Origin of the sequence: Kribbella sp. NPDC023855, assembly GCF_040639475.1 — a bacterium.
Lineage (GTDB): Bacteria > Actinomycetota > Actinomycetes > Propionibacteriales > Kribbellaceae > Kribbella.
The window spans coordinates 319,781-340,384 of sequence record NZ_JBFAAA010000001.1 but is presented as its reverse complement, the minus strand read 5'-3'; the positions used below and the strand labels follow the sequence as shown (position 1 = coordinate 340,384).

Annotated in this window: 15 protein-coding genes; 3 read left to right on the top strand and 12 right to left on the bottom strand. The window is 69.3% G+C overall.

Annotated features, from left to right (window positions below):
• Positions 1–16 precede the first annotated feature (16 nt).
• The gene (locus AB0F51_RS01540) at positions 17–1,285 is read left to right on the top strand and encodes an MFS transporter (protein ID WP_360272345.1); all 1,269 of its coding nucleotides are present in this window, start codon (positions 17–19) and stop codon (positions 1,283–1,285) included.
• Positions 1,286–1,291: 6 nt separating this feature from the next.
• Here AB0F51_RS01540 and AB0F51_RS01535 read toward each other — a convergent pair whose 3' ends face one another.
• The 4 genes from AB0F51_RS01535 to hisF all read right to left on the bottom strand — a co-directional run bounded on the left by AB0F51_RS01535 (position 1,292) and on the right by hisF (position 4,695).
• Positions 1,292–2,887 carry an MDR family MFS transporter gene (locus AB0F51_RS01535; protein ID WP_360272343.1) on the bottom strand — a complete coding sequence of 532 codons (1,596 nt, stop codon included), beginning with the start codon at positions 2,885–2,887 and terminating at the stop codon, positions 1,292–1,294.
• 24 nt (positions 2,888–2,911) lie between these two features.
• Entirely contained in the window at positions 2,912–3,391 is a 480-nt protein-coding gene (locus AB0F51_RS01530; protein ID WP_360272340.1) for a MarR family transcriptional regulator, read from the bottom strand.
• A 78-nt stretch (positions 3,392–3,469) separates the two neighbouring features.
• Positions 3,470–3,928: a MarR family winged helix-turn-helix transcriptional regulator gene (locus tag AB0F51_RS01525; RefSeq protein ID WP_360274537.1), complete on the bottom strand. Its 459-nt coding sequence runs from the start codon at positions 3,926–3,928 to the stop codon at positions 3,470–3,472.
• A gap of 5 nt (positions 3,929–3,933) precedes the next feature.
• Complete coding sequence (gene hisF / locus AB0F51_RS01520) at positions 3,934–4,695, bottom strand: imidazole glycerol phosphate synthase subunit HisF (RefSeq protein WP_360272337.1); 762 nt, start codon at positions 4,693–4,695, stop codon at positions 3,934–3,936.
• Positions 4,696–4,752: 57 nt separating this feature from the next.
• On the opposite strand from hisF, the gene AB0F51_RS01515 reads away from it, so the two are divergent.
• Positions 4,753–5,385, top strand: a complete 633-nt coding sequence (locus tag AB0F51_RS01515; RefSeq protein WP_360272334.1) for a hypothetical protein — start codon at positions 4,753–4,755, stop codon at positions 5,383–5,385.
• Positions 5,386–5,425: 40 nt separating this feature from the next.
• Here AB0F51_RS01515 and AB0F51_RS01510 read toward each other — a convergent pair whose 3' ends face one another.
• From AB0F51_RS01510 to priA, 5 genes are read right to left on the bottom strand one after another with little or no spacing between them, the layout of a single operon-like run.
• Positions 5,426–6,358, bottom strand: coding sequence for a lysophospholipid acyltransferase family protein (locus AB0F51_RS01510; protein ID WP_360272332.1), 933 nt, complete (start codon positions 6,356–6,358; stop codon positions 5,426–5,428).
• The gene (locus AB0F51_RS01505) at positions 6,358–7,938 is read right to left on the bottom strand and encodes a lactate racemase domain-containing protein (protein WP_360272329.1); all 1,581 of its coding nucleotides are present in this window, start codon (positions 7,936–7,938) and stop codon (positions 6,358–6,360) included. The genes AB0F51_RS01510 and AB0F51_RS01505 overlap by 1 nt, the downstream gene beginning before the upstream one ends.
• A gap of 39 nt (positions 7,939–7,977) precedes the next feature.
• A complete protein-coding gene (locus AB0F51_RS01500) occupies positions 7,978–9,174 on the bottom strand; it encodes a zinc-binding dehydrogenase (RefSeq protein WP_360272327.1) in 1,197 nt (398 codons plus the stop codon).
• On the bottom strand, positions 9,171–11,468 hold the full coding sequence (locus tag AB0F51_RS01495; RefSeq protein WP_360272324.1) for an HAD-IB family hydrolase: 2,298 nt from the start codon (positions 11,466–11,468) through the stop codon (positions 9,171–9,173). The genes AB0F51_RS01500 and AB0F51_RS01495 overlap by 4 nt, the downstream gene beginning before the upstream one ends.
• A complete protein-coding gene (gene priA, locus AB0F51_RS01490; RefSeq protein ID WP_360272322.1) occupies positions 11,465–12,202 on the bottom strand; it encodes a bifunctional 1-(5-phosphoribosyl)-5-((5-phosphoribosylamino)methylideneamino)imidazole-4-carboxamide isomerase/phosphoribosylanthranilate isomerase PriA in 738 nt (245 codons plus the stop codon). Before priA ends, AB0F51_RS01495 begins: the two co-directional genes overlap by 4 nt.
• Before the next feature lie 137 nt (positions 12,203–12,339).
• On the opposite strand from priA, the gene AB0F51_RS01485 reads away from it, so the two are divergent.
• Positions 12,340–13,464: a cytochrome P450 gene (locus tag AB0F51_RS01485; protein WP_360272319.1), complete on the top strand. Its 1,125-nt coding sequence runs from the start codon at positions 12,340–12,342 to the stop codon at positions 13,462–13,464.
• Here the strand turns inward: AB0F51_RS01485 and AB0F51_RS01480 are convergent.
• The 3 genes from AB0F51_RS01480 to AB0F51_RS01470 are packed head-to-tail and all read right to left on the bottom strand — an operon-like array spanning position 13,445 to position 20,339.
• Entirely contained in the window at positions 13,445–14,200 is a 756-nt protein-coding gene (locus AB0F51_RS01480) for a class I SAM-dependent methyltransferase (RefSeq protein WP_360272317.1), read from the bottom strand. The genes AB0F51_RS01485 and AB0F51_RS01480 overlap by 20 nt on opposite strands.
• Positions 14,200–17,277, bottom strand: a complete 3,078-nt coding sequence (locus AB0F51_RS01475) for a BTAD domain-containing putative transcriptional regulator (protein ID WP_360272314.1) — start codon at positions 17,275–17,277, stop codon at positions 14,200–14,202. The genes AB0F51_RS01480 and AB0F51_RS01475 overlap by 1 nt, the downstream gene beginning before the upstream one ends.
• The gene (locus tag AB0F51_RS01470; RefSeq protein ID WP_360272311.1) at positions 17,274–20,339 is read right to left on the bottom strand and encodes a BTAD domain-containing putative transcriptional regulator; all 3,066 of its coding nucleotides are present in this window, start codon (positions 20,337–20,339) and stop codon (positions 17,274–17,276) included. The genes AB0F51_RS01475 and AB0F51_RS01470 overlap by 4 nt, the downstream gene beginning before the upstream one ends.
• Positions 20,340–20,604 lie beyond the last annotated feature (265 nt).

Genomic DNA, 20,604 nt, shown 5'->3' with positions numbered 1-20,604 from the left:
TTGGTGAGGAACCGCCATGTCCAGCACCGTCCCGCAAGCCCCACCCGCCAGCCTTTGGCGTGACCGCCGGTTCCGGACGTTCTGGTCCGCACAGGGCGTCTCGGAGTTCGGCGACCGGATCAGCGAGCTCGCACTGCCGTTGATCGCGGTCACGCTCCTCAACGCCTCCCCCAGTCAGGTCGGCTTCCTGACCGCGGCGGTCTGGCTCCCGAACCTCGCCTCGCTGTTCATCGGCACCTGGGTCGACCGGCATCGGGACAAGCGCCCGCTGATGATCGCGGCCGACCTGAGCCGGACCGTGCTGCTGTTGTCGCTGCCGGCGGCGTACTGGCTGGACATCATGACTCTTGGCCACCTGTATGCGATCGCGATCCTGGCCGGTAGTGCGCACGTCGTCTTCAACACGGCGTACGCGTCCTTCTTCGTGCGACTCGTCCGTCGGGATCAGTTCCTGGAGGCCAACAGCAAGCTGTCGGCGACCAGGTCGATGTCGTTCATGGCCGGGCCCGCTGTCGGTGGATTGCTGATCCAGTGGCTGACCGCCCCGATCGCGGTGCTGGTGGACGCCTTGTCGTTCGTGTTCTCCGCAGTACAGGTGAGCCGGTTGAAGGTCCCGCCGGGGGACGCTGACGGCGGCGAGGAATCGTTGCTTTTCAGGGCGCGGGCGGGGATGGGGTACCTGTTGCGGCATCCCTACCTGCGGGCGAGTCTGGGCTGTGCGACGACGGTGAACTTCTTCAACATGGTCGGGATGGCGCTGCTGGTGCTGTTCGCCAGCCGCAACCTGGAACTCTCCGCGGGGACGATCGGCCTCGCCCTCGGGATCGGCGCAACGGGCGGACTGATCGGAGCGCTCGCCGCCAAGCCGCTCGCCGAGGCGCTCGGCGCCGGTCGGCTGATCGCGATCGGCTCGGTCGTCTTCCCCGCGTCACTGGGACTGGTGGCACTGGCCGACGGACCTGTCTGGCTGCGGGCAGGCATCCTCGCCGCCGCCGAGTTCGTGGGTGCGTTCGCGGTGATGTGCTTCGACGTACCGCTGAACTCACTGCAGTCCGCGGTGATCCACGACCACATGCGCAGCCGGGTCGTCGGCGCGTTCAGCAGCATCAACTACGGCGTACGGCCGCTCGGCGCGGTGGTCGGCGGTCTCCTGGGCACCTGGCTGGGCGTCCGGGAGACCTTGCTGATCTCCGCCGCCGGCGGCCTGCTCGCCGTACTGTGGCTGCTCGGCTCCCCCATCATCCGGACCCGCGACCTGGCGGACCTGCAACCGCCGGAGCAGTGATCGCGATCAGTCCAGCTCGATCGGCTCGTCGAGCTTGGCGACCGTGCGGCGGAGCGGGATCTCCTTGATGAACAGGACGGCGATGAGGCCGACCAGGGCGCAGCCCGCGGCGATCAGGAAGATGCGGCCGGTGGCGTCGCCGTACGAGTGGCGGACGAGTTCGGCGAGCTGCGGGGGCAGGTGGTTGACGTCGAGCAGGCTGGTGCCGCCCGAGCCGCCGTCCTGCAGTTTGCGGGCCGCTTCAGCGCCGCCCGGACCGTGGAGCAGCCCCTCGATCATCAGGTTCTTGACCCGGCTGGCCAGGACGGCGCCGAGCACCGAGACACCGACCGCGCCACCGAGGTTGCGGAAGAAGGCCACCGAGGCACTGGACGCACCGATCTCGCTGACGTCCACGGTGTTCTGCACCGCGAGCACGAGGTTCTGCATCATGGCGCCCATCCCGATGCCCATCAGGAGCATGCCGAGGCCGACGTACCAGTACGGGCTGGTGTGGTCGATCGTGCCGAGCAGCGACAGGCCCGCGGTCAGCAGGACGCCACCGATGATCAGGTACCGCTTCCACTTGCCGAACCGGCTCACCAGTTGACCGGCTCCGACCGAGCCGATGAAGGAGCCGAGCATCATCGGGATCGTCAGCAGGCCGGCCTCGGTCGGGCTGTAGCCGCGGGCGACCTGGAAGTACTGGCCGAGGAACAGTGCGCTGCCGAACATCGCGACACCGACGGCGAGGCTGGCCACGATGGCCAGCGCGGTCGTGCGCTGCTTGACGATCTTGAGCGGTACGAGCGGCTCCGCGGCGCGGTTCTCGACGACGACAGCCATGATGCCGAACAGCAGCGTGCCGCCGACGAACAGTGCGGACTGCCAGGAGAACCAGCCGAAGTCGTGGCCGGCGAAGGTCACCCAGATCAGCGGCAAGCTGGCCGCGATGCTGATCAGCACCGCGCCGAGGTAGTCGAGCTTCACCCGGCGCTTGACGAGCGGGAGGTGCAGGTAGCGCTGCAGGATCACGAGGCTGATCACGGCGAGCGGGACACAGACGTAGAAGCACCAGCGCCAGCCGAGCCAGGAGGTGTCGACGATGACGCCACCGATGAGCGGGCCACTGACGGTCGCGACGGCCATCACGGCGCCCATGTAGCCGGAGTACCGGCCGCGGTCGCGAGGCGGGATCGCCGCACCGATGATCGCCTGGGCCAGCGCCATCAGACCGCCCATGGCCAGCCCCTGCAGGGCGCGAGCACCGATCAGGAACGGCACGTTGTGTGCCATCCCGGCGAGGGCCGAGCCGATCACGAACAAGATGATCGAGAGCTGCACGAGCAGCTTCTTGCTCACCAGGTCGGACAGCTTGCCCCAGATCGGGGTGGAGACGGTTGTCGCCAGCAAGCTCGCCGTCAGGACCCAGGTGTACTGCGTCTGGCTCCCTTCGAGATCGGCGATGATCGTCGGCAGCGCGTTGCTGACGATCGTGGAGCTGAGCATCGCCGTGAACAACGCGGCGAGCAGCCCGGCCAGGATCTCGAGGATCTCGCGATGGGTGAGTTCCGGCGCGGCGTGGGCGAGGGGGCCCGCGGGCCGGGTCTCGGTGACAGTCATCAATCTCCAGTAGTTCCAGTCGTTTCAGTTCGGGTACTTCGCGCCGGCGGTCGCCTGGCCGACGGCGGAGGCGACGCGGCGCAGTACTGCGGCAGCCGCGGCCATCTCGTCATCACCCCAGTCCGCCAGGGAGGCGCGAAGCTGGCGGGCGTATCCGGCGTACAGGGCTTCGAGCCGGGCGCGGCCGGCGTCGGTGAGCTGAACGAGCGACACCCGGGCATCGGCCGGATCGGGCCGACGACTCACCAGTCCGTCGCTCTCGAGTGCAGTCAGTTGCCGGCTGACCACCGAAGCATCGACCCCGAGCTTCCCGGCGATCTCCCCACCCCGCTGCTCGCCGCCCTTGGCCAGCACCTTCAACACACTCGCGTCGGCCCGCCGCAACCCGGCGTCAGGCCACAACTGCCGATGCTCGATACAGCGGACCGCCCGCACCAGCGAGCTGACCCCTTCGATCACATCCTGAGCCGCCACATCCCGCTCAACGTCCTGAGCTAGTTGCATAACCCAACTATATAATCAACTAGTTGGTTTCTGCAACCATATGGTCGGGAGGAAGCCTGCCGCGGGCGGCGGGCAGGACTAGCTGAGGTCGAGGTTCAGGCGGCTGAGGAGGCGGGCCAGGTCGGACAGGTCCGCGGTGTCCCAGCGGGCGAGGATGGCCCGGAATTCCGCCTGGCGTTGGGCCCGCATGGCGCCGAAGCGGGTGGCGCCGGTGTCGGTGAGGCGGAGGAGGCGGGCGCGACCGTCGTCGGGGTCGCCTACTCGTTCGATCAGGCCGAGCGACTCGAGGTGGCTGAGGCCCCGGCTGACGGTGGACTTGTCGAGGCCCAGCGCCTGCGCGACATCGGAAGCCCGCACCCCCGGGCGGCTCGACGTGGTGCCCAGCTCGATCTGGGAGATCAGGGCGTAGCCGGCCGCGTCCATCTCGGGGTGGACGCGACGGGCGAGCTGCATCTGGGCGGAGCGGGAGCGGCGGAACAGGTTCGACAGCTCGTGTTCGACGTCCGCGACCAGCTGCTGGTTCTGGTCAGTGACCATCCCGTTCACCGGACCACGATGCCGGCATCACGCAGGGCCTTCTTGACGTCCGCGATCCGCAGGTCGCCGAAGTGGAAAACACTCGCGGCCAGTACTGCGTCCGCTCCCGCCTCGACGGCCGGCGGGAAGTGTTCGGGCAGCCCCGCTCCCCCGCTGGCGATCAGTGGGACGTCCACCACCGCACGCACCGCCCGGATCAGCTCCAGGTCGAAACCCTGTTTGGTGCCGTCGGCATCCATCGAGTTGAGCAGGATCTCGCCCGCCCCGAGCTCGGCGCCGCGCCGGGCCCACTCGATCGCGTCCAGCCCGGCCGACTTGCGCCCGCCGTGGGTGGTCACCTCGAAACCGCTCGGCTGGCCGGCGGACCGGCGTACGTCGAGAGAAAGCACCAGCACCTGGTTGCCGAACCGCTTCGCGATCTCCGAGATCACCTCGGGCCGCGCGATCGCGCCGGTGTTGATGCCGACCTTGTCCGCCCCGGCGCGCAGCAGCCGGTCCACGTCGGCCGCCTCGCGCACACCGCCACCGACGGTGAGCGGGATGAACACCTGCTCGGCCGTCCGCCCGACCACCTCGTACGTCGTCTCGCGCGACCCCGACGAGGCGGTGATGTCGAGAAACGTCAGCTCGTCGGCGCCCTCGGCGTCGTACAGCCGGGCCATCTCCACCGGGTCACCGGCGTCGCGCAGGTCGGCGAAGTTGACGCCTTTGACCACCCGGCCGGCATCAACGTCGAGGCAGGGAATCACACGCACGGCGAGGCTCACGCGGAAAGGGTACCGAGTCCGGCGCGGCTGACCCGGCGGATGGGCCAAACTCGGACGGTGAAGATTCCCAAGTGGGGCCGCCGCAAGCCGGCCCCCGGGCTGGCCGCCGAAGCCGCCCGTACTCCCGGCGGCTGGGTCTACGAGATCGACGCGGACTGGGTCGACGACCCGGACGGATACGTGCCGCCCGAGGCGATCAAGGGCGGCTGGAAGGTCGACGACTCCGGCCAGCTCACCGACGAGTACGTCGCCAACGAGAATCACGGCCCGCCGCGGGACGATTTCAGCGCGCTCACCGAACCAGGCCACTGGCTCGGCTGGCTGGGCGACGACCCTGGCCAGACGGTGCGGGACAGCATCGAGCTGTCCCTGGCCGAGCAGGTCGTGGGAGCCAAGGTCGAGTGGCTGAAGGTGACCGCCGAGCCACAGTTCCTCACCGGCGGCAAACCTGACCCTGCCGATCCGGCGAAGGTCCAGGTGGTCCGGACCGGGCTGGCCGTGGAGTTCGCTCTCTCGGTCGCGCATCCCAAGGGTGGGCGGGACATCTTGACAGGCGTCTACAGCCTGGCCGTCGCCGGCATGGACGAGCCAACCGGCCGGGAGCGCTCCTGGCTCGACCTCGGCGCCACCATGGACCAGATCGGCCCACTACTGGAAGAACGCCTCTACTCACTCGACCAGGAAAACTAGTCGGAGAACCGCGGCGCGTGCGAGACGCGCCGCGGTCAACTCACTTCCAGGCGCGGCGCTTTGATCCGGCCGGTTGGACCGGGGCGGTTGACTCCCAGACTCGGCGCCAGCGGGCGGCGTCGGGGCCGGACTGTGATGGTGAGGCTCCGGCGGCGACCCGGCGACGGGCCTCCCACCAGGTGCTCGACTCCTCGTCCAGCAAGGCCGACACGGCCGCCGAGATGCGCGGCGCGAAGTCGCGGGCGCTCTCACCCTCGGCCGGGTACAGCGGGTCGCCGTACCGGACTGCGACGGTGGGACGACCCGGCACGGGCCAGCCGCGACCGCGCGGCATCGCGGCGAAGGAACCCTTGATGCCCACCGGAATCACCGGTACGCCGTGCTCGACCGCGATGTACGCCGCACCCATCCGGAAGCGCTCCATCCACCCGTCGGGCGACCGGGTGCCCTCGGGGAAGACGACCACGTTCCAGCCGTCGTCCAGCAGGTCACCCGGCGTCGAGCTGAGCTTGCCGCCACGGCGCTCGATCGGGAACGTGTTGAACACGATCGCCGACGCGGTCGCCCGCCACCACGTGTCGAAGAAGTAGTCGGCAGCAGCAGCGACAGCGGTCTTGCGGCGCATGTCGTCCGGCAGCGTGCAGAGCACCAGCGGCGTGTCCAGGTGGGACGAGTGGTTCGCCACGATGACGGCCGGCCCGTTCACCTTGCGCAGCGAGTCGAGCCCGCTGACCTGCGGGTTCACCTCGAAGCGCAGTACCGAGTTCAGCGCGCCCTTCTGCAGCACCTCGCGGACCGCGATCGCGGCCGGCGTCCGGGCCCAGCGGGTCGGGAAGACCGAGGTCTCCTTCTTCACCACGTACGGCTCGGCCGACCGCGGTACCTGCGGCCGCCGGCCCCAGCGCCAGCCGCGGGCCACCACTCGGACGTCCCGAGCGGTGTCGCGGCTGAACTTCACCAGGTTCGTCCCCATCAGCGGACGTCCGCGAGCAGGTGCGGTGGGTTGTGCAGGTAGGTGATCGACGGCGACCGGCCGACCGAGTGGCTGACCATCTCGAGCGCGTCCTGCAGCGTCGAGGCGGACCGGAAGCCCATCCGCTCGACCGTCTTGCGGTTGCCGCCGACCCAGACGATGTCGCCGCAGTGGTCCAGCGCGTGAGAGATCCAATACCACATGTAGAACGGGTGCACGCCGTGGTATGCGTACGACGTCCGGTACAGGTGGATGTACCACGGGTCCTCGGCGTACTGCTTCTCGAACTTCGCCTCGATGGTGGCCGGGTCGGTCGACTCCGACAGCACCTCCTCGAAGAAGTCCACGTACGACGGGTGGTGCAGCTGGCTGAACTCGTAGTCCACCGGGTGGTACAGGATCACCGCGCCGTCCTTGCGGACGACCGGGTTGCCCCGGTAGGAGTTGAAGTAGTAGCCCAGGCCCATGCAGGCGGCCAGGATCGGGTTCATCACCGAGTTCACGTTGTACGGGCCGACGAACGGCACGCCCATGATCGCGACGTCGGACTGGCCCTGCACCTCGACCAGGTGCTGCTTGTGCACGTTCTCGATGGTCTTCTCGTGCACCGGCTCGATCGAGCCCGCGTGGATCCCGGTCAGGCCGTAGTTCGACCGGACGTCGGTGAAGATCTTGTGCCGCACCTTGGCCGGGGCCAGGTCGAGCCCGCGCTTGGTGGCCAGCATCGAGGCCTGGTCCTTGATCGACCACTCCCACTCGCGCTTCTGCAGGAACTCCAGCGGGCCGCCGAAGATGTCGTTGTTCAGCGTGGTCTCGATCTGGAAGACCTTGACGTGCTCGGTCAGCACCGCGCCCATCCGCCAGGCCGAATGGTGCATCTTCGAGGCCTTGTGGTCCATGAACGACCGCGAGTGGATCATCGTGTGGCTGTTGTGGTGGTGCTTCAGCGACTTGTACGACGCCAGCCCGATCGACGTCGACTTGTGGCCGCCGTCCATCGCCACCAGGTTCACGTTCACGTAGACCAGCAGGTCGGACTCGGCCGCCCGCTTGGAGATCTCGACGTCCTCACCGTGCTTGGTCTGCCCCAGGTGGGTCAGGTTGTCGGCGTCCTCGGCATCGAAGTTGTAGAGCTTGCCGTCGGGGAAGAACGACCGGAAGACCCGCTCGCCGACGATGTCGCGCAGCTCGTTCGGGGTGAGCCGGCGGTGCAGCGCGTTGGCCGAGATCAGCTCGACGTCGTCGACGCCGGCGTCCGCGGCCATCGTCAGGACGGCCTCGATGACGCGCTGGCGGATGTCCGGCTTCTTCATCGGCGGCAGCGGCAGCGAGATGTCGTCGAACGCGATGGTCAGCCGCATCCCCGGCCGCAGCAGCTCCGGCAGCGGCTCGGACTCCAGCGGGTGCAGGAGGGCGTTCTGGATCGCCTCCTCCACGTCGCGGACCGGCGGCAGCGCCTCCGGCGGGTACACCACCCGGGTACCGAGCGGGAACCGCTCCAGCAGGAAGCCCTCACCGTTGTGCACGAGCAGCGGCGGCGTCCGGTCGTCCACCTCAAGCACAAACCCTGGCCGAGACATGTCAGAACCTCTCTCGTCGTACGTTCAACGGGCCCGTCATCAGGAAGCCCTCACATCGAAGGCGACCTTGACGGTCCCCAGGCGGCCGGCGGACTGCGCGTGGTCCAGCGCCTCACGCCACCGATACAGCGGGTACTTCGCCCCGACGATCCCGTCCAGCGGGGCCTTCGCGGCCATCTCCAGCGCGGTCTCGAAGGCGGGGCGCTCGTTCGGCTCCTCCCGCGAGGACGCGTACGTGCCGGTCAGCTCCAGCTCGCGGAACCACACCGGCGACAGGTCCGCACCCGTCGACGGCATCCCCGACAGGACGACCCGGCCACCGGCCTTGGTCACCCGTAGGACGGTGTCGATCGAGTCCTTGCTGCCGACCGCGTCGACGGCGATGTCCACGCCGCCGAGCAGGAACTCCTTGGCCATCTCCGGCTTCAGCCGGAAGGCGCCGGTGGCCCGGCGTACGCCGCGGAAGACCTCGTCGGGGGCGACCACGTCGCTCGCGCCGAAGGCCCGGGCCAGCTCACGCTGCTTGGGGTGCTTGGCCACGACGGTGATCCGGCCGGCCTGGGTCAGTTCGCGCAACGCGAGCGTCGCGAACAGCCCGACCGCTCCGGCGCCACTGACCAGGACTGACTGACCCGGCTCGACCTTCGCCTTGAGCGCGAGGTGCACGGCACACGCCAGCGGCTCGGTGAGCACAGCCCGCTCGTCCGAAAGATCATCCGGTACGGCGTACAGCTGGCTGCGGTGGGCGACCATGACGTTGCCCCAGCCGCCACCGGTGTCCTGGCAGAAGCCGGTCTGCAGTCCGGGCGCGACGTGGCCGACGGTGATCCGGTCACAGCGGTTCGTGTTGCCGGAAGCGCAACCCTCGCAGGCCTCGACGCCACGGGCCGCGCAGGTGAGGACCGAGTCCATGACTACGCGGGTGCCCTTGGGCAGGTCCTCGCAGTCCTCCAGCAGGACGCCGACGATCTCGTGGCCGGGCACGAACGGCATCGACACCATTGCCGAGAAGTACAGCTTGGTGTGGCCGGTGACCATGCCGAGGTCGGAGCCGCAGATCCCGGACAGGATCGGCCGGATCTTCGCCCAGCCCTCGCGGTCGGAACGCGGCTCCTCGATCGTGACGAGGCGCAGCGGGGCGGCCGGGCCGGTCAGGATGCCGGGGATCCGGCTTCCCATCGCCTTCGCCGCCAGGAACTTGGCCGGCGAACGGTACATCTCGAGCGCGAGCATCATCGGGCGTTCACCCCGGGGATCTCCAGACGCGAAGAGGTGGACGGGGTCTTCCAGTCGACGATCTGCCAGCGCGCGGCCCGGGCGGCCCGGAACAGCGACACGTCCGGCGAGACGGCGACCGGGTTGCCGACGGTCGTCAGCATCGGCAGGTCCGAGTGGCTGTCGGCGTAGGCGTACGACTTGGACAGGTCGATGTTCGTACCGCGGGCGCGGTGCTTGATCCACGCTGCCCGGGACTCGCCGACCAGCGGCGGCCCGGTCAGGAAGCCGGTGCACCGGCCACGGTCGTCGACGGCCAGCTCGGCCGCGACGATCTCGTCGAACAACGGCTCCAGCGGCCTGGTCAGCGGCCGGACCGCGCCGGTGATCAGGATGGTCCGGTGCCCGGCCGCCTTGTGCTCGCGGATCCGCCGGACGGCCGCGCCGCTGAGGCGTTCGAGCACGTGCTCGGCCAGCACCTCGTCGACAATCTTGTTCAGCTCTTCCAGGTCGGCGCCCTGGTAGCGGCGGTAGATCGTGCGCAGGAAGGTGCCGCGGTCCTTGCGCTCGGCCGAGATCAGCTTCGGCAGCTTGCGCAGCATCGCGCCGATCTCACCGACCCGCTGGTGGCTGTCCAGCTCGGGCAGCCGCATCCACAGGTAGGTCTCGATCACGTTCGAGGACAGCAGCGTGCCGTCCATGTCGAACGCGGCGATGATCTCGGCGTCGTCGGAGGGCTGCACCTTCTTGAGCGTGCCCGCGGACTCGGCCAGCGCCTTGTTCCGCTTCTTCCGGACGACGTCCAGCCGGCGCAGCGAGTCCGTCACGCTCGGGCAGTGCACTTCCTGCAGGTAGTGCTGCCAGTCCACGATCGAGGTGTCGCACCAGAACTTCTCCCGGTCGTCACCCTCCAGCGCGTTGTGCAGGGCCAGCACGTTGTCGTCGATGAACTGCAGCTCGGCCTGCGCGTACTCGGAGTACAGGTCCATGTAGCGGCGGAGGAAGTCGATCCGGCGCTTCTGGACGTCGAGCTCGCGGGCGTACTTGCGGGTGCGCTCGCCGCGCGGGACGTGCGTGATGATGTGGTCGGCGATCTTGTGCGCCTTCTCGCCGTACCGGAGCATGCTCTCGACCGAGTCGCCGCCGGGGAACTTCCAGACCGGCAGCCGGACCGCGCCGCGCTCGCCCAGGTCGAACGGGTGCTTGGAGAAGTACGCGCGCACACCGGCGTACAGCTGCTCGAAGGTCAGCGGGTTCCGGGCGCCGGAGCTGACGTGGTAGTACTCCGGCTTCGACAGCTCGGGCTCGGTCGCCATCACCGCGCAGATCGCGCCGACCACGTGGTCGACCGGGATGATCTCGACCACCGAGTCGGGGCTGGCCGGGAACTCCGGCAGCTCGCCGCGGCCGTAGGCCAGGATCAGCGGCTCGGCCATCTTGAAGCCCTCGATCCAGCCCGGGTGCGGGCTCTGCACCGCGGACTCGATGATGGCCGGCCGGACGATCGAGGTCGGCAGCTTGGCCGCGAACTCCTCGACCACGCGCTCGCCGAGCGCCTTGGTGAAGGTGTAGCAGTCGGTCCAGCCGAGGCTGCGGGCGCGCTCGGTGCCGGTCTCGACGAGCTTCTTGGCCACCCACTCGGTACGCCGGCGCTCGGTGTCGGCCGCCGCGGTCAGGTGACCGGCCCGGCGGTGCAGCTTCTCCGACTCCTTGCGGAACTTGATCAGCATCGCGGCGCTGCGGGAGGCCTCCTCGATCCGGGCCTTCATCGCCATCCCGGCCTCGGCCTCGGTCCGCCAGTCGACGTTGTGGTCGACCGGTGCCTCGGGGATCGCGCCCCGGCGGCGGCCGGCGGTGTAGGCGGTGGAGATGTGCACGTAGTGGACCGGGCGGCCGTCGCTCGCCTCGACGATGCGCTCGAGCAGGCTCTTGGTGCCCAGCACGTTGGTGGTGAACGCCTCGTGGATCGGCGGGTCGAAGGAGACGTCACCGGCACAGTGCACGACGATGTCGAGATCCTTCGGCAGCGCCGGTACGTCGGACAGATCGCCCTCGACGACCTCGACCCTGGCGGCGGTGAGCTCGGCGGCGTCGGCGTACGGGGTGCCCTCGCCGTAGAACGGCTTGAAGATGTCCTTCTTGAGCATCTGCGCCATCCGGTCGGTGCCCTTGAGGGAACCCTTCGGACGGATGATCGCGACCACGGTGGTGTCCGGCAGATCGCCGATCATCCGGTGCAGCAGGGCCTCACCGACGAAGCCGGTGACACCGGTGACCAGGACCTTCTTGCCTGCCAGCTTGTCGGCAAGACTCACTTGTCGCCTCCACGGGTGAGTTCGAGTGCCTCGGTGAGGGTGAACGCGCCGGCGTACAGGGCCTTGCCGACGATGACGCCCTCGACGCCGTCGCTCACCAGCGTGCTCAGCGCGCGCAGGTCGTCCAGGCTGGAGACACCACCGGAGGCGACGATCGGCTTCTCGGTGCGCGCGCACAGGTCGCGGTACAGGTCCAGGTTGGGCCCCTGGAGCATGCCGTCCTTGGTCACGTCGGTGACGACGTACCGCTCACAGCCGGCCCGCTCGAGCCGCTCGAGCACCTCGTAGAGGTCGCCGCCCTCCTTGGTCCAGCCGCGCGCGGCCAGCGTCCGGCCACGGACGTCCAGCCCGATCGCGACCCGGTCGCCGTACTGCGCGATGATCCGGTCGCACCACTCGGGATCCTCCAGCGCGGCCGTGCCGATGTTGACCCGGCGGGCGCCCGTCGCGAGCGCGGCCTCCAGCGACTCGTCGTCGCGGATGCCACCGGACAGTTCGACCTGCACGTCCAGCTTGCCGGTCACCTCCGCGAGCAGCTCGCGGTTGCTGCCGCGACCGAAGGCGGCATCCAGGTCGACCAGGTGGATCCAGTCCGCGCCGGCCTCCTGCCAGGCCATCGCGGCGGCCAGCGGGTCGCCGTACGAGGTCTCGCTGCCGGCCTCACCCTGCACGAGCCGGACAGCCTGCCCGTCCGCCACATCTACGGCGGGGAGCAGCACCAGGTATTCAGACATGGCCCACACCCTAGATGGCCGGTTCGCCGGTTTCGTAACCCACTGCCCTGCTGAGTCGTTGAGTTCCGATCTGTCGCAGCCAGACCAGTACCCATAGTGGTCCTAGCCAGTCGGCGGCGATTTGTAGGCTGCTGAGCATGACCACGGTGGATGAGCTGTCGCACGATCCGCACGGCTTCCTGGCGCGGGTGCGGCCGGTCGGCTGGAGTGACGCGCTGAACGGCTGGGTGGTCTCCGGGCGGGAAGCGGCGATGCGGGTGATGCGGGATCCGGAGACCTTCACTGTGGACGACCCGCGGTTCTCGACCGCGCAGGTGGTCGGGCCGTCGATGCTCTCGCTGGACGGTTCGGCGCATGCGGAGCACCGAGCGCCGTTCGAGCAGCCGTTCAGCCTGGCTCAGACACGGGCGCGGTTCACCGGGTTCGTCGAGGAGGAGACCGATCGGCTGGTGTCGGCGATCGAGTCGCTTGGCGTGGCCGACCTGCGGCGTACTGTCGCCGGGCCGTTGTCGGTCGCGGTGGTGGCCTATTCCCTGGGTCTCGAACGGACGGACGCCGCGACGGTGCTGGACTGGTACCAGGACATCTCTTTGTCGGTGAGCGGTGTCGCCGCCGGGCGCGCTGTCACGGCCGAAGGCGCCGCGGCCTTCGCCAAGCTGCACCAGCATGTTGCCGGAAGCATCGATCACGCCGACTCGCTGATCGCCGAGGCGGCGCACGCCGGGCTCGGGACGGACGAGGTGGTCGCCAATGCCGCGGTCCTGATGTTCGGCGGTATCGAGACCACCGAAGCGATGATCACCAACTGCCTGTGGCATCTCCTGACCAACCCGGCCCAGCTGGCCCTCGTCCTGGCCGACCACTCACTGATCCCCAACGCGATCGAGGAGTCACTCCGGCTGGAGCCCGCCGCGGCCGTGGTCGACCGCTATGCGACCAACGACGTCTCATTGGCCGGCGCCGAGATCAAGCGTGGCGACTTCGTCATCGTCTCGCTGGCCGGCGCCAACCGCGACCCGGACGTCTTCCCCGACCCCGACCGGTACGACGTACGCCGTGCCAACGCCCGCCGTCATCTCGCCTTCGCCAGCGGGCCGCACATCTGCCTCGGCATGCATCTCGCCCGGCTCGAGGCGGTCAGCGCGATCACCGCCCTGCTGACTCGGCTGCCCGGCCTCCAGCTCGAGCCGACCTCTCCCCCGCCGTACGGGCTGGTCTTCCGGAAGCCCTCGGCGGTCAACGTCACTTGGAAGGTCGCCTGAGGAGCAAGACGCCTGCGGGGAAGGCGGGGAGCTCACGGTCGGGGCCGGCTGCCGCATCCCGTTCGAACTCGGCGAAGCCGCGGTCGAGCTCGTCCTCGGCGATGTGCTCGAAGGTCGAGAAGGCCCGCACCTTCAGCCGCTCGTACGTCGCCCGCAGGGTCCGCGGCTCTGTCACGTCCACCCAGTGCGGCTGCTCCTCGGCAACGAGCCCCGCCTGCTCCGCCACGGCCCGGACCTCATCGAACGGCAGGTACATCGAGGCGTCCACCTCGCGTGCGCTCGGGAAGTACCGGTACCAGTAGAGGTTCGGCATCTGGTCGCCGAACTGGGTGCGCAAGATGACCACTCCCCCGGGCCGGAGTACTCGTCTGACCTCGCGCAGGCCCTGGAGCGGATCCGCCCAGTGGTGGATCGTCAGGAACAACCAGACCAGGTCGCACGACTCGTCGGCCAACGGGATCGACTCGGCCGAGCCTTCGAGGTACGTCACCGCAGGGTGCTGGGGTGCCTGCCGAAGCATCATCGTCGACGGCTCGACGCCGTACACCGGACCGCCGAAGGTCTCGGCCAGCGCGGGCGTGAACCGGCCGATCCCACACCCCAGATCCAGAACGGTCAGCGGCCGCCCGGTGGGCGCGAAGGCGACGGCGGTCTCCATCCAGGTGCGCAGACTGTCCGCCGGAAGAGCCCGGCCGCTTGCGTAGACCTGATGAAGCCGGTCGTCGTAGTCCACCATCAGCCGATCCTCTCGGTAGGAACGTAGCCGGTCTCCGCGCAGATCTTGGCGGCCTCGGCGGCCAGGTTCTCGGCTTCGCCGGGGTTTCCACTCCGGCGGCTCGCCTCGGCCAGCAGGAGCAGCGCGCGGCATTCGACGATCCGGTGGTGCATCTCCCGCGCCCGATCCCGCACCTGGAGAGCCAGCTCCTGTGCCGCGGACAGCTGCCCTTGGGTGAAGGCCACGGCGGCCAGGCCGAGCAACGCCTCGGTTTCGGTCCCCCGATGACTGAGCCGGGCCGCGATGTCGCGGGCCTCGGTGTGGTGCCGGGCCGCCTCGTCGTACCGGCCGAGGCCGAGGACGGCGGTCCCGAGCGCGTTGAGGGACGCCGCTTCGTGCCACTCCATCTCGTCCCGGCGGCTGATCCGCAAGGCTTCGACGGCCTTCGACTCGGCCTCGGAGAAGCGGCCGAGGTTGGCGTACAGCCAGGAGATCTCGTAGAAGCCCGCGACGGCGGGGCGGTCCGTCACCGTGAGGGCCGTGCTGAGGTCGGCTTCCGCCTCGGCGAAATATCCTTGCAGGCGAAGGGCTGCTCCCCGGTTGATCAGCGAGACACCGTCGCTCCGGTCCCCTGGCGCGAGCTCGAGTGCCTCGTTCGCGACGGCGACAGCGGAATCCAGCTCGCCGAGGTTGTAGTGGACGTTGCTGAGGCTTTGCAGTCCGGGCCCGAGCGCGTGCGTCATGCCGAGGTCGCGGAAGAGCTTGAGACCGCGGCTCAGCAGCTCGGCCGCTTCCACCGGCCGGCCGGCGTCGTCGACCGCCATCCCCAGATTGCACAGCAGGGCAGCCTCACCCAGCTGGAACCCGGCAGCGGCATAACACTCGCGCGCGACCCTCGACTCCGCCATGCCCTTTTCGAGATCACCGACGGTGTGCAGCAGGGTTGCCAGGCTGTGCCGCATCGCGCCCTCGCCGCCGACACTGCCGGCCGCCAAGGCGGCCTTGAGACCGGCTGTCGTGGTGTATCGCCAGGGCACGACGCGATCGGTGATCGCGAAGTAGTAGCGCAGCACATCCGCCAGTTGCCACGCGGTGTCGTACGGGCCGATCTCGGCGGCATGGTTGATGACGGCAACCAGGTTCGGTTCCTCGGCCTCGAGCCAGGCTTCGGACTGGTTGGCGTCGGCGAACGGGTTGTCGTCGAAAAGGCGGCCGGTCAGCCGGACGAAAGGCTTGAAGGAGAAGTCAGCGGCCGCGTCGGTGGTGCGCAGGTACCAGCCGGCCAGTCTCAGCCAGGCCTCCTCGGCACCCGGCTCGGATTCGGCGCAGGCCGCGGAGTAGAGGCGGATCAGGTCGTGCATCCGGTACCGGCCACGCTCGCGCTCGACGAGGTTGACAGTCACCAACGACTCGAGCAGTACGCCGGCCTCGCGCGGCGAGCAGTCGAGCAGCGCCGCGGCCGCGGGCGCGGTGAAGTCGCCGCCCGGGATGACGCCGAGCAGCGCGAAGAGGCGGCGTACCGGTGGTTCCAATGCCTCATAGGACAAGGCGAAAGCGGCTGCGACCGCGGTGTCGGGCTCGTCGCCGATCGCCAGGCCGGCCAGGCGATCGCCGCTGCGGAGCTCCCAGGCGTACTCCGCGATCAACTGGTCCGGCTGGCCTTTGAGCAGACCGGCGGCGATGCGGAGGGCCAGCGGGAGGCGCCCGCAGACCTCGGCGAGATCGACGGCGCCGGCCGGCTCGGCCATCACTCGCTCGGCGCCGAGCATGCCGGCGAGCAGATCGGTGGCCTCGATCGGGTCGAGCATCGCCAGCCGAGTGCCGCGGGCACCTACTGCGACGGTGAGGGCGGTGAGCTCGTTGCGGCTGGTGACCAGGACCGCGTTGCCCGCCGTACCGGGGAGCAGTGGGAGCACCTGCCGCGCGTCCTTGGCGTCGTCGAGGACCAGGAGGACGCGGCGATCGGCGAGGACCGACCGCAGCAGGGCGGCCCGGCGTTCGAGGTCGGCGGGGGTTTCGTACGGGTCGATCCCCGCCAGCCCCAGCAGTTCACCGAGTACGTCGAGCGGCTCGCGAGGTGACCCACTGGCGCCGGCCAGCCGGACATGCCACTGCCCGTCCGGGAAATGCGCTCTCAACTGGTGACCGATGTGAACGGCGAGCGCCGACTTCCCGACCCCTGGCGCTCCCGACACGATCGCGACGGGCATCGAACCGGTGTCCCGCAGCCTGGCGGTGATCTCGCTGATCACCTGGTCACGGCCGACGAAGTCGATCAGGTCCATCGGCAGCTGCCAGTGCGTCTGCCACCCGCCGCCATCCGTTGCCTGCGGCCCCTTTTCGGGACCGGCCGCCGGCACGTCACCGGCGAGGATCGCCTGATGCAGCCGGCGCACCTCGACGGCCGGCTCGACCCCCAGTTCGTCGGCGAGGATCTTGGTCAGCTCCCGGTACGCCGCCAGCGCGTCGGCCTGCCGGCCACTGCGGTACAGGGCGAGCATCAGGTGGATCCAGCTCCGCTCGCGCAGCGGATGCTGTTTGGTCAGCAAGGTGAGTTCGGCGATCACCGCCGCATGCTCGCCGAGTGCGAGCCGCGCGTCGACGAGCTTCTCCATCGCACGCAGCCGCTCCTCGACCAGCCAGTACCGGCTGGTGATCGACTCGACTGCGCCGTCCGCATCGCTCAGCAAAGGCACATCGCGCCACAGGTCGAGGGCGCGGGTGAGCAGGTCGGCGCGCTCGCGCGGCTCGGCCACGACCTCGGCCTCCGTCACCAACGCCTGGAACTCGGTGAGGTCGACCTGCTCCTCGCTGACCTCGATCCGGTAGCCACCGGGCACGGTCTTGATCAGCTCCGCCGCGGGTCCCAGCGCTGTCCGCAGCCTCGAAACGGCTGTGTGCAAGGCTTTCTCCGGACCGGTCGGCGGCTCGCCGGCCCACAGTTGCTCGATCAGCTTGTCGATCGTCACCACCGTGTTCGGCTGGACGAGAAGCGTGGTCAGCAAGGCGCGGAGCCGCTTCGCCTTGAGCGGCAGCACCACGCCGTCCACCCTGACTTCGGTGGCACCCAGCACGCGAAACCGGATCCGCGCTGTCATCGCGCCAGCCTAACGGCGCGAAGGTAGCCGGTCGCGGCGGCGACTTCGGCCGCTCTCGCGTTGTGCAGCTCGGCTTCAACGGCGTTGTTCGAGCGGCAGTGGGCCTCGGCCAGCAGACGGCTGGCCCGGGCCTCGATGATCCTGAGGTTCAGCTCCACGGCTTGGCTCAACACGTGGTGGCCGTGGTCGAGGGCGGCCGACAGGTCGTTGCGGGCCAGCGCGGCAGCGGCAAGACCCAACCGAGCCTCCGCCTCCGTGCTGTGATGCTTCAGCCGTACTGCGATGTCGAGCGCGGCCGCATGATTCTCGACGGCCTCGTCGTACCGGCCGGCCAGTGTGCAGGCGACGCCGAGCACATTGAGCGAGACGGCCTCGTGCCACTCCAGCCCGTCCCGCCGGCTGATCTCCAGCGAGATGGCCGCCTGCTCCAGCGCCTCGGCGGGCCGGCCGCGATCGGCGTACAGCAAGGCGACTTCGTAGTACGCGGCTACCACCGGCCGCTCGACCATCGTGATCGCCTGGGTCAGGTCGAGTTCGGCGTTGTCCAGATCGCCGAGCAACCGGTACGTCGCGCCGCGGTTGATCAGCGAGATCTGCTGCTGGAACGGGTCCGGGCTGACCTCCCACGACTCGTTCGCCGCCCGCATGGCGTTGTCGAGCTCACCGAGATTGCGGTACACGTCGCTGAGCGAATGCAGCCCAGGCCCAAGCCGGTCGGTACGCCCCAGGGCGCGGAAGATCTCGATGCCCCGGGACAGGTGATCGACGGCTCGCCCGAGCCGGCCCATCTCCAGGTTCGCCATCCCGGTGTTGCAGACCAGGGCCGCCTCCCCCATGCCGAAACCGACCTCGGCGTAGCACTGCGAGCCGGCGGTGTACTCCGCGATCGCCTTCTCGTGGTAGCCGGTGGAGAAGTTCAGCACGCCGAGGCTGTGATGCATCGCGCCCAAGCCACCCCGATCCCCGGCCGCAGCCGCCGCTCGGGCTCCCGCCTCCGCGAAGCGTCGCCATGGACCGATCCGGCGCCGGCGAGCGCAGTACTGCCGCAGTACGTCGGCCAGTTGCCACGCGGACTCGTGCGGGCCTTGGTCGGCAGCGCGTTCGACGACCGCGATCAGGTTGAGCTCCTCGGCTTCGAGCCAACTGCCGGCCTGAGCCGCGTCGGTGAACGGGTTCTCGTCGAAGAGCCGCTCGGTCAACCGGACGTGGGCCCGATGGGCGAAGTCGACAGCCGCGTCGGCGGTCCGCAGATACCAGCCGATCAGTCGCTGCCAGGCTGGGCCGGCCTCAGGTTCGACTTCGGCGCGACCGGCGGCGTACAGGCGGATCAGGTCGTGCATGCGGTAGCGGCCGCGTTCGCGTTGGACGAGGTTGACGCTGACGAGCGAGTCGAGCAGCCTGCCCGCCTCACGCGCTGGGCATTCGAGCAGGGCTGCTGCTGCCGGAGCGGTGAAGTCCCCGCCTGGAATCACGCCGAGCAGGGCGAACAGGCGTCGTACCGGCGGCTTGAGAGAGTCGTAGGACAAGGCGAAGGCGGCTGCGACCGCCGTGTCTGGCTCGTCGCCGATGGCCAGGCCTTCGAGGCGATCGCCGGTACGGAGCTCCTCGGCGTACTCCGCGATCGACTTGTCGGGATGGCTTTTGAGTAGACCGGCAGCGATGCGGAGGGCCAGCGGCAGGCGTCCGCAGATCTCCGCGAGGTCGTTGACGGCGGCTGGTTCGGCCGTCACCCGCTCGGTGCCGAGCATGCCGGAGAGGAGCGTGGTCGCCTCGGCCGGATCGAGCATCGCCAACCGGGTGCCTCGGGCACCGACCGAGACCGCCAGCGCGGTGAGCTCGTTGCGGCTGGTGATCAGCACGGCGTTGCCCGCCGTACCGGGGAGCAGTGGCAGTACCTGCCGGGCGTCTCGGGCGTCGTCGAGAACCAGCAGGACCCGCCGGTCGGCAAGCGTCGAGCGCAGCAGGGCAGCTCTGGGATCCAGCTCCTCGGGGATCGCCTGTGGTTCGAGGCCTGCCAGCCCGAGCAGCTCGGCGAGAACGTCGAGGGGTTCCCGGGGCGAGGAACTGGCACCGGCCAGCCGGACATGCCAGTGACCGTCCGGGAAGTGAGCCCGCAGCCGGTGGCCGATGTGAACCGAGAGGGCCGACTTCCCCACACCGGGCGGGCCCGACACGACGGCGACCGGCATCGCGCCGTCGTTGACCAGCCGGGTGGTGATCTCGTCGACCACCTGCTCGCGGCCGACGAAGTCGCTGATGTCCATCGGCAGTTGCCAGTGCGTGCGCCAGCCATCGTCGGCAGGTTGGGCAGGCGCGACCTGGCCGGCTGGGACCTCACCTCTGAGGATCGACTGATGCAGAGCCCGTACTTCGGTTGCCGGCTCGACTCCGAGCTCCTCGGCAAGCACAGCCGCCAGCTCCCGGTACGCCGCGAGCGCCTCGGCCTGCCTGCCACTGCGGTAGAGCGCGAGCATCAGGTGGATCCAGATGCGCTCCCCCAGCGGATACTCCTTGACGAGGACCGTCAACTCCGGGACCACGGCCGCGTGCTCGCCCAGCGCGAGTCTCGCCTCGTTGAGTTTCTCCATTGTCCGCAGGCGTTCCAGGAGCAGCCAGGGCCGGCCCTGGATCGATTCGGCCGCGCTGCCGCCGGCCAACGGAACGTCGCGCCACAGGTCGAGGGCCTTCGTGAGCACCCGGACACGCTCGCGGAGATCGTCGATGTCCTTGCCCTGCTCGACCAGCGCCCGGAACTCGGCCAGGTCGAACTGATCGTCGGCGACCTCGATCAGGTAGCCGCCCGGCACGGTGCGGATCAGCTCGGCGGCCGGACCGAGCGCCCCGCGCAGCCGGGAAAAAGCCGTGTGCAATGCCTGTTCAGGGCCCGCCGGCGGATCGCCCGCCCACAACGTGTCGATCAGCGCGTCGGGTGCGACCACCCGGTTCGCCTCGACGAGCAGCGCCGTCAGCAGGGCCCGGAGCCGCTTGGCCCGCAGCGGCACGACGACGCCGTCGACGCGCACCTCAGTGGGCCCGAACACCCGGAACCGCAACTGCTCCATACCTCGCCACCCACCTCCTGTGCGAGGACACTAGTGTCCTGAGTCGGACGTTCCTGCAGCAGCTCCGGTGTCCAGGTGCGTGCATCGCAAGGCGGAGAAGCGTCCTCGATGCGCAGCATCGTGGACGTTTCTCCAACGCCGCGAGGTGCGTGCCTGGGCGCCGGAGATGCGCAGGAACGTCCGACTCAGGACACTAGGGCATGGCGAGGTGATCAGTTCCGAATAACGCCGCCCGCGAGACGGACTGTCACAGCACTGCAGTCAG

Excerpts from the sequence above, each read along its gene's own strand:
- AB0F51_RS01540 (WP_360272345.1), top strand. The coding sequence starts at position 17 with ATGTCCAGCACCGTCCCGCAAGCCCCACCCGCCAGCCTTTGGCGTGAC.
- AB0F51_RS01535 (WP_360272343.1), bottom strand. The coding sequence starts at position 2,887 with ATGACTGTCACCGAGACCCGGCCCGCGGGCCCCCTCGCCCACGCCGCG.
- AB0F51_RS01530 (WP_360272340.1), bottom strand. The coding sequence starts at position 3,391 with ATGCAACTAGCTCAGGACGTTGAGCGGGATGTGGCGGCTCAGGATGTG.
- AB0F51_RS01525 (WP_360274537.1), bottom strand. The coding sequence starts at position 3,928 with ATGGTCACTGACCAGAACCAGCAGCTGGTCGCGGACGTCGAACACGAG.
- AB0F51_RS01510 (WP_360272332.1), bottom strand. The coding sequence starts at position 6,358 with ATGGGGACGAACCTGGTGAAGTTCAGCCGCGACACCGCTCGGGACGTC.
- AB0F51_RS01505 (WP_360272329.1), bottom strand. The coding sequence starts at position 7,938 with ATGTCTCGGCCAGGGTTTGTGCTTGAGGTGGACGACCGGACGCCGCCG.
- AB0F51_RS01500 (WP_360272327.1), bottom strand. The coding sequence starts at position 9,174 with ATGATGCTCGCGCTCGAGATGTACCGTTCGCCGGCCAAGTTCCTGGCG.
- priA (WP_360272322.1), bottom strand. The coding sequence starts at position 12,202 with ATGTCTGAATACCTGGTGCTGCTCCCCGCCGTAGATGTGGCGGACGGG.
- AB0F51_RS01485 (WP_360272319.1), top strand. The coding sequence starts at position 12,340 with ATGACCACGGTGGATGAGCTGTCGCACGATCCGCACGGCTTCCTGGCG.
- AB0F51_RS01480 (WP_360272317.1), bottom strand. The coding sequence starts at position 14,200 with ATGGTGGACTACGACGACCGGCTTCATCAGGTCTACGCAAGCGGCCGG.
- AB0F51_RS01475 (WP_360272314.1), bottom strand. The coding sequence starts at position 17,277 with ATGACAGCGCGGATCCGGTTTCGCGTGCTGGGTGCCACCGAAGTCAGG.
- AB0F51_RS01470 (WP_360272311.1), bottom strand. The coding sequence starts at position 20,339 with ATGGAGCAGTTGCGGTTCCGGGTGTTCGGGCCCACTGAGGTGCGCGTC.